Annotated in this window: 7 protein-coding genes; all 7 read left to right on the forward strand. The window is 53.8% G+C overall.

The annotated features are described in order from the left end of the window. Positions 1–55 precede the first annotated feature (55 nt). On the forward strand, positions 56–943 hold the full coding sequence (locus NTZ04_05465) for a branched-chain amino acid ABC transporter permease (GenBank protein ID MCX5991760.1): 888 nt from the start codon (positions 56–58) through the stop codon (positions 941–943). Continuing rightward, entirely contained in the window at positions 943–1,929 is a 987-nt protein-coding gene (locus NTZ04_05470) for a branched-chain amino acid ABC transporter permease (protein ID MCX5991761.1), read from the forward strand. The genes NTZ04_05465 and NTZ04_05470 overlap by 1 nt, the downstream gene beginning before the upstream one ends. Next, positions 1,926–2,702 (forward strand): ABC transporter ATP-binding protein, encoded by a 777-nt coding sequence (locus NTZ04_05475; GenBank protein MCX5991762.1) that lies wholly within the window; start codon positions 1,926–1,928, stop codon positions 2,700–2,702. Before NTZ04_05470 ends, NTZ04_05475 begins: the two co-directional genes overlap by 4 nt. Then, positions 2,702–3,460 carry an ABC transporter ATP-binding protein gene (locus NTZ04_05480; protein ID MCX5991763.1) on the forward strand — a complete coding sequence of 253 codons (759 nt, stop codon included), beginning with the start codon at positions 2,702–2,704 and terminating at the stop codon, positions 3,458–3,460. Before NTZ04_05475 ends, NTZ04_05480 begins: the two co-directional genes overlap by 1 nt. A 9-nt stretch (positions 3,461–3,469) precedes the next feature. Then, positions 3,470–5,311, forward strand: coding sequence for an indolepyruvate ferredoxin oxidoreductase subunit alpha (iorA, locus tag NTZ04_05485; GenBank protein MCX5991764.1), 1,842 nt, complete (start codon positions 3,470–3,472; stop codon positions 5,309–5,311). Then, positions 5,308–5,916 (forward strand): indolepyruvate oxidoreductase subunit beta, encoded by a 609-nt coding sequence (locus NTZ04_05490; protein ID MCX5991765.1) that lies wholly within the window; start codon positions 5,308–5,310, stop codon positions 5,914–5,916. The genes iorA and NTZ04_05490 overlap by 4 nt, the downstream gene beginning before the upstream one ends. Before the next feature lie 17 nt (positions 5,917–5,933). Further along, positions 5,934–7,047 (forward strand): phenylacetate--CoA ligase (locus NTZ04_05495; GenBank protein MCX5991766.1); only part of this gene is annotated, 1,114 nt, incomplete at its 3' end.

Consider the following 7,047-nt stretch of genomic DNA (forward strand, 5'->3'; position numbering starts at 1 on the left):
GAAAGTGGTACTTTCCCCCTCGTTTTCTAGTGGAACCAGCCAAGAGACGTGTTGAATGACGACAGAGCTTTTCGTTCAGAGCCTCACATCTGGCCTCACTCAAGGCTGCATATATGCCCTAATAGGCCTGGGGTTCACCATAGTATTCAGCGTGACCAGTATCATCAACTTCGCTCAAGGCGATTTTGTGATGCTGGGTGGAATGCTTTCCTTCTTCCTAGCCAAGTCTGCCGGGCTTTCCATCCTCCCCGCCCTACTTCTTTCGATACTCATCGCCACACTCATCGGCGCAGCTTTGTACTTGCTGGCTATCAGAACGGCGAGGAGGTCTTCCGTAGTGAGCCTGATCATAATCACCATCGGAGCTGCTATTTTCATTCGGGGCATCGCCGGCCGGATATGGGGGGCAAACCCCGTGGCCCCACCCTTCTTCACCGGTGACAGATCGCTATCCATCTTCGGAGCCAGTATCCAGCCCCAGGCGCTCTGGATAATCGGCACCACCTTGGCAGTAACAGTCGTCCTGCATCTGTTCTTCTCCTACACCATGATGGGAAAGGCCCTAAAGGCCTGCGCCATGAACCGGACTGCCGCTACTTTCGTTGGTATCAACCCCAAGATGATGGTGCTGATCGCCTTCGCGATGGCAGCAGCGCTGGGTGCTTTGGGCGGAGTAATCATAGCCCCACTAAGCACAACATCCTACAATGTGGGAGCCATGCTTGGTCTCAAGGGCTTTGTGGCGGCTTCCGTGGGGGGATTCAGAAGCCAGATCGTCACGGTTATCGGCGGCATTATGCTGGGATTAGTGGAGTCACTAGCAGTCGCACTCAACTGGGGACCTTTCACTTCCGCCTATAAAGAGGCTAGCGCACTGGTTGTTCTTCTGTTGATACTGCTCATCAGGTCGCGCAAGCTGTCGGAGGAGGAGAGGGCAAGCTGATGCTGGCCACATTAAAGAAAAATAGGTGGTCGTACCTCACAATAGCCGCCTTCCTGTTACTCCTGATCCTGCTTCCCTCCCAATGGTTCCTGGGGCAGAAGACTTTCCTTCTGACCCTTATCGGTATCAACACCATGGTTACTGTGGGGTTGTGTCTCCTTATGGGATACACGGGGCAGGTATCCCTGGGGCAAGCTGCTTTCTTTGGGATTGGTGCCTATTTTTCCGCGATCCTGAGCACAAGGTACGACGTCAATCCGTGGCTGGCAATGCTTATAGCAGCCATGGTTACTGGTGCATTTGCATATGTTATTGGGTATCCGATATTCAGGTTAAGAGGCAACTACCTGGCTATGGCTACTCTGGGCCTGGGCATAATCATGTGGATTCTGTTCAAGGAATTAAGCCAATACACAGGTGGTCCCGATGGACTGGGTGGCATTCCCAATCTTTCTATCGGCGGTTTCGCTTTCGACAGCAATCTAAAGCGCTACTTTCTGGTATGGTTCTTCTGCATGTGCGTTTTGTTGATCTCACAGAACATCGTCAGATCACGAACAGGGAGGGCCCTCAGAGCCATCCACAGCAGCGAGTCCGCCGCTGAGTCGGTCGGCATCAACATAGCTCAGTTTAAGGTAAAAATCTTCGTGCTCAGCGCCGTATTCGCCTCGCTGGCTGGCAGTCTATATGCTCACCACACTCATGCCATCAGCCCCAGTTCCTTCGACTTCCTCGGTTCAGTGATGATTCTAGTAATGGCTGTAGTAGGAGGGCTAGCCAGTATCTGGGGAGCCATCTTCGGCGCAGCAACTATCCAGTACTTGAAGAGCGAGATTCTGGTGCAATTGGGTAATAACGATGTCATTGTGTACGGATTACTACTGATGCTAGTAATGATCTTCATGCCGAAGGGCCTGTTTGTAAGCTTGAGGGATGCCTACGACGGCTGGCGCCAAAGGCGTGCCCAAAGAGGAGCGGTACCTTGAGCAGTTCGGTTCTGGAGGCCAAAGGTCTGAGCAAGGTTTTCGGCGGATTGACAGCCCTAGACAAGGTTGACCTCGCTGTGGAGTCCGTCAAGATCACTTCTATCATCGGCCCCAACGGAGCAGGCAAGACCACCCTTTTCAATCTCATAGCCGGCGTCTATGCGCCAAGCAGCGGTGAGATATACTTTCAGGGCGAGCCTCTCGGCAAAATACCGCCGTACAAGAGATCTGCCCTGGGCATTGCCCGTACATTCCAGAACGTTCTTTTGTTCGACAACATGACAGCATTGGAAAACGTAATGTCGGGTCAGCACCCCCGCAGCCGCTATGGCTTTCTGGAGGCAGCCATCCGTCTGCCCAAGGCACATCGTGAGGAAGAGACCATTTCTCTGAAGGCCATGAGATACCTCAACCTGGTCGGGCTGGGAATGCATGCGCAGCAGAACGCACTAAGCCTGCCACTGGGCCAGCAGAAGATTCTGGCCATAGCCCGAGCTCTGGCCACCGAACCTAAGCTTCTGCTGCTTGACGAGCCGGGTGCTGGTTTGAACGCACTGGAGAAACAAGGGCTGGGTGAGCTGATCCGGCGCATTCGCGATATGGGAATCAGCGTTATCCTGGTAGAGCATGACATGGACCTGGTCATGGGCATCGCTGAATGGGTCATTGTCCTTGACAGCGGACAGAAGATAGCCGAAGGCACTGCCTCCCAGATTCAGAAGGACCGGAGGGTTATCGCGGCCTACCTTGGCGAAGAAGAGAAGGTCGAATAATGTTGCGTATCGACAATGTCTCTGTGGCCTACGGCCTCTCTACGGCAGTGAGAGATGTTTCTCTGGTAGTGAACAATGGAGAAATCGTCACTATTGTTGGCTCAAACGGCGCGGGGAAAACCAGCCTGCTCAACGCTATATCCGGGATGGTGCCAGTCAAGAGCGGCAGTATCTGGCTTGATGAAGTGCGACTTTCTGGCCGTCCCCCCCATAAAACGGTAAGATTAGGTATAGGGTATGTCCCTGAGGGGAGGCAGATCTTCGGCTCTATGTCGGTAATGGACAACCTGATACTGGGCAGCTACTCTCAATACACCCGGAGATGGTTCCGCAACCTGGCATATGCAGGTTGGGCTCTCCGAGATCAATCGGTTCAGCCTAACCTAGATAAGGTATTCCAGCTCTTCCCCCGACTCAAGGAGCGGCTCAGTCAACAAGCAGGCAGTCTGAGCGGCGGTGAGCAGCAGATGCTGGCCATTGGAAGAGCACTGATGTCGTCCCCAAAGATATTGCTCCTGGACGAGCCTTCTCTCGGGCTAGCACCAATGCTGGTTAAGGAAATCCTCCGCCTTCTGGCCAGGTTGAGAGAAGAGGGAATGACCATGTTGCTCATTGAGCAGGATGCAGTAGCCGCCCTGAAGATAGCCGATAGAGGATACGTTATGGAGAGAGGGCGCATAGTACTCGAAGGCAGCGCCGGAGAACTGCTGGGAAACGATCAGGTAAGGCAAGCGTATCTCGGCAAGGCCAGGGGCTAGCGCGAAGAAATGGCAATCACGAAGAGACTACTATCAGGAAATGAAGCCATGGCCCTCGGGGCATACCATGCTGGTGTAAGCGTGGCCACCGCCTACCCGGGAACTCCCAGTACCGAGATACTGGAAAACCTGGCCAAGATGGAAGGTATCTACGTTGAATGGTCCACAAATGAGAAGGTGGCTATGGAAGTAGCCCTCGGGGCCTCCTACGCCGGAGTGAGGGCATTGGTTTCCATGAAGCACGTGGGGTTGAATGTGGCCGCAGATCCTTTTTTTGCCGCTTCGGTGACAGGAGTAAGGGGAGGGCTGGTAGTCATATGCTGCGATGATCCCGGCATGCACAGTTCCCAGAACGAGCAAGACAACCGCCACTACGCTCGATTTGCCAAAGTGCCCATACTCGAGCCCAGCGATAGTCAGGAAGCCTACAACATCATGGAGTGGGCCTTTAAGATGAGTGAGGAATTTGATACGCCGGTGCTCTTTCGCAGCACAACACGTATCTCACACTGCAAGACGGTGGCTAACGTCAAAGAAGCAGCAGATATCAAGCGAAAACAACCCCGGTTTATCCGGGACCCTTACAAGTTCGTTATGGTTCCTTCCAATGCCCGTCCCAGACACCCTCTGATGGAGGAGCGCATACAGAAGCTATCCTCCTACATGGAGGCCTTCCCTCTCAACGAGATGATCCTCGGAGACCGAAGTATAGGGATTATCTCCGCCGGAGCTGCCTATCAATACGCCCGGGAGGTATTCCACAATGCCAGCTTCTTGAAGCTGGTGACCACCTACCCACTCCCCAAAAAACTTATCAAAAGGTTTGCCTCGGAGGTAGCCAGGGTTGTGGTAATCGAGGAACTGGACCCATTCCTTGAGGATATCATCAAGATTATGGGGATACAGGTAATAGGCAAGGAACTGGTACCCATTGTCGGAGAGTTGAACCCTCAGATCCTGGAGGAAAGGGCCATCAACGCTGGCCTTCTGCCCCAGCCACAGCAAATGTCTCAATCAACGAAAAAGGTAGAGCGTGCGCTTCCATTGCGTCCACCGCTGCTATGTCCTGGCTGTCCCCATGCAGCAACATCTTATGCGCTCAGGAGGTTGGGTTTCTACCATGTCGAGCCGCATGATGAGCAAGCTTCGGAGAAACGAGCGATGGCACGGCAGAAGCGCCAGGGGATCATAGTCACCAGCGACATAGGATGTTACACTCTGGCAGTCTATCCACCGCTTCTGGCCCTGGACACCTGCGCCTGCATGGGAGCCAGCATCGGACAGGCCCACGGGCTGGAGAAGGCCGGAGTAACCAACAAGATAGTAAGCGTCATAGGCGACTCCACCTTCCTCCACTCAGGCATTACCAGCCTGGTGGACGTCGTATATAATAAAGGCCACGGCACAGTGATCATCCTGGATAACAATACCACGGCCATGACTGGCCACCAGGGTCATCCGGGGACCGGCATATCGGCCAGAGGCGAAGAAACCCGGAAAGTCATAATGGAGGACCTTGTGCGTGGTACCGGTGTCCGGGATGTAAGCGTAGTGAACGCCTTCGACCTGCCACTCATCGAAGCCACCATCAAACGATGCGTGGAAACAGATGAACCCTCAGTAATCATCGTCCGTGGCCCCTGTCCTCTCAGGGTCAGAATGAAGGGCAAGCCACTTGTAGTAGACCTGGAGCAATGCGACAAATGCTTCAATTGCCTCAGGGTAGGCTGCGCCGCCATAACCAAGGACGGGGACAAGATCACTATAGACACTGCCCTCTGTGTCGGTGATAGATGTTCGCTCTGCCTCCAGGTATGCCATCGCCAGGCCTTCAAGGTGAGTGAGAGATGACAAAGACCGATGTGTTGATGACCGGGGTCGGCGGCCAAGGTGTAATCCTGGCCAGTGATGCTCTGGCAGAAATAGCCCTGAAAGCCGGCTATGACGTGAAGAAATCAGATTCCCTGGGCATGTCTCAAAGAGGTGGCAGTGTGGTGAGCCATCTAAGAATGGGCGAACACATTTTCTCACCCATGATAAAGAAGGGAGATGTTGACTTTCTGCTGGCTTTCGAGAGACTGGAGGGAGCCAGGTGGGCAGATTACCTCAGAAGAGGCGGCGTCGCCATTATCAACAACCTGGCTATTCCACCGCTCTCTGTGGTGGGTGGCGCCTCAATATACCCCAGCACGGTGGAGGTAGAGGAGATCATACGCGAGTATACAGATGAGATTTACTTTATTCCAGCCACTGAAATCGCCGTGGAGCTTGGCAATCCACAGGTCCTTAACGTGCTGCTGGTGGGCTTTCTCTCCCTCTTTCTGGATATAGAGGAGAAAAGCTATATTGGCAACCTATCCCAGCGAGTGCCCCAAAAATTCCTTCAGCTTAACCTGAAGGCTTTCGCCCGAGGTAGAGAAGAAGCACTGATCAGAAAACAAAACAGACAACATTGACTCAGGAGGCAACACAGATGATCTGGAATCCCAAGAATGAAACCATGCCCCGAGGGGAACTGGAAAAGCTTCAACTGGAGAGACTCAAGTCCCAACTTGCCAGGGTCTATGAGAAAGTCCCTTTCTATCGGCATGCTTTCCAGCAGCGAGGCGTAACCCCTGACAGCATCAATTCTCTGGCCGACCTCTCAAAGTTACCCCTTACCACAAAGCAGGACTTCCGGGACAACTACCCATTCGGATTGCTTGCCGTCCCTATGGAACAGGTATGCAGAGTGCATGCCTCCAGCGGCACCACGGGGAAGCCGGTAGTAGCTCCCTATACTGCCAATGACTTAAGAATGTGGACCGAGATGATGGCCAGGACTCTGACTTGCGCCGGAGTGACCAAGAATGACGTCATGCAAAACGCCTACGGCTACGGGCTGTTCACCGGCGGTCTTGGCTTCCACTACGGCGGCGAGAGGGTGGGGGCTACTGTAATACCCACGTCGACCGGTAACACTAAAAGACAACTCATGCTCATTCAAGACCTAGGTACCACCGTCATCACCTGCACCCCTTCCTACTCGCTGATTCTGGCCGAAGCAGCAGTGGAGATGGGCCTGGATCTGAAACTTACCAAACTCAGGTTAGGGGTATGCGGTGCCGAGCCATGGTCCGAGCAGATGAGAGCAGAGATAGAAGCCAAGCTGCCTATCAAAGCTATGGACATATATGGACTTACTGAGGTGGTGGGCCCCGGGGTGTCTGTAGAGTGTCCGTATAAGTGCGGCCTGCATATCTTCGAAGACAACTTCCTGCCGGAGATAGTCAATCCTCAGACGGGAGAACGGCTTCCTTACGGCGAGATAGGAGAACTGGTACTGACCACTCTAACCAAAGAGGCACAGCCCGTGATCCGCTTCCGCACCAGGGATATCGCCTCTCTGAATCCAGAACCCTGCAAGTGCGGAAGAACTCTGGTGCGCATGACCAAGGTGACCGGCAGGACAGACGATATGCTCAAGATCCGCGGGGTCAATGTCTTCCCATCACAGATAGAAAGCGTCCTCCTACAGGTCGAGGGTGTAGAGCCCCATTACCTCATCATCGTTGACCGCGAGCGCCACCTGGATGAGCTGGAGCGAT

The sequence above is a fragment of the Chloroflexota bacterium genome (assembly GCA_026389585.1).
In the GTDB taxonomy this organism is placed as follows: Bacteria; Chloroflexota; Dehalococcoidia; order UBA2247; family RBG-13-53-26; genus JAPLHP01.

What these genes read in the sequence shown, in the direction of transcription:
- NTZ04_05490 (MCX5991765.1), top strand. Translation starts at nt 5,308, where the DNA reads ATGACAAAGACCGATGTGTTGATGACCGGGGTCGGCGGCCAAGGTGTA.
- NTZ04_05470 (MCX5991761.1), top strand. Translation starts at nt 943, where the DNA reads ATGCTGGCCACATTAAAGAAAAATAGGTGGTCGTACCTCACAATAGCC.
- NTZ04_05480 (MCX5991763.1), top strand. Translation starts at nt 2,702, where the DNA reads ATGTTGCGTATCGACAATGTCTCTGTGGCCTACGGCCTCTCTACGGCA.
- iorA (MCX5991764.1), top strand. Translation starts at nt 3,470, where the DNA reads ATGGCAATCACGAAGAGACTACTATCAGGAAATGAAGCCATGGCCCTC.
- NTZ04_05465 (MCX5991760.1), top strand. Translation starts at nt 56, where the DNA reads ATGACGACAGAGCTTTTCGTTCAGAGCCTCACATCTGGCCTCACTCAA.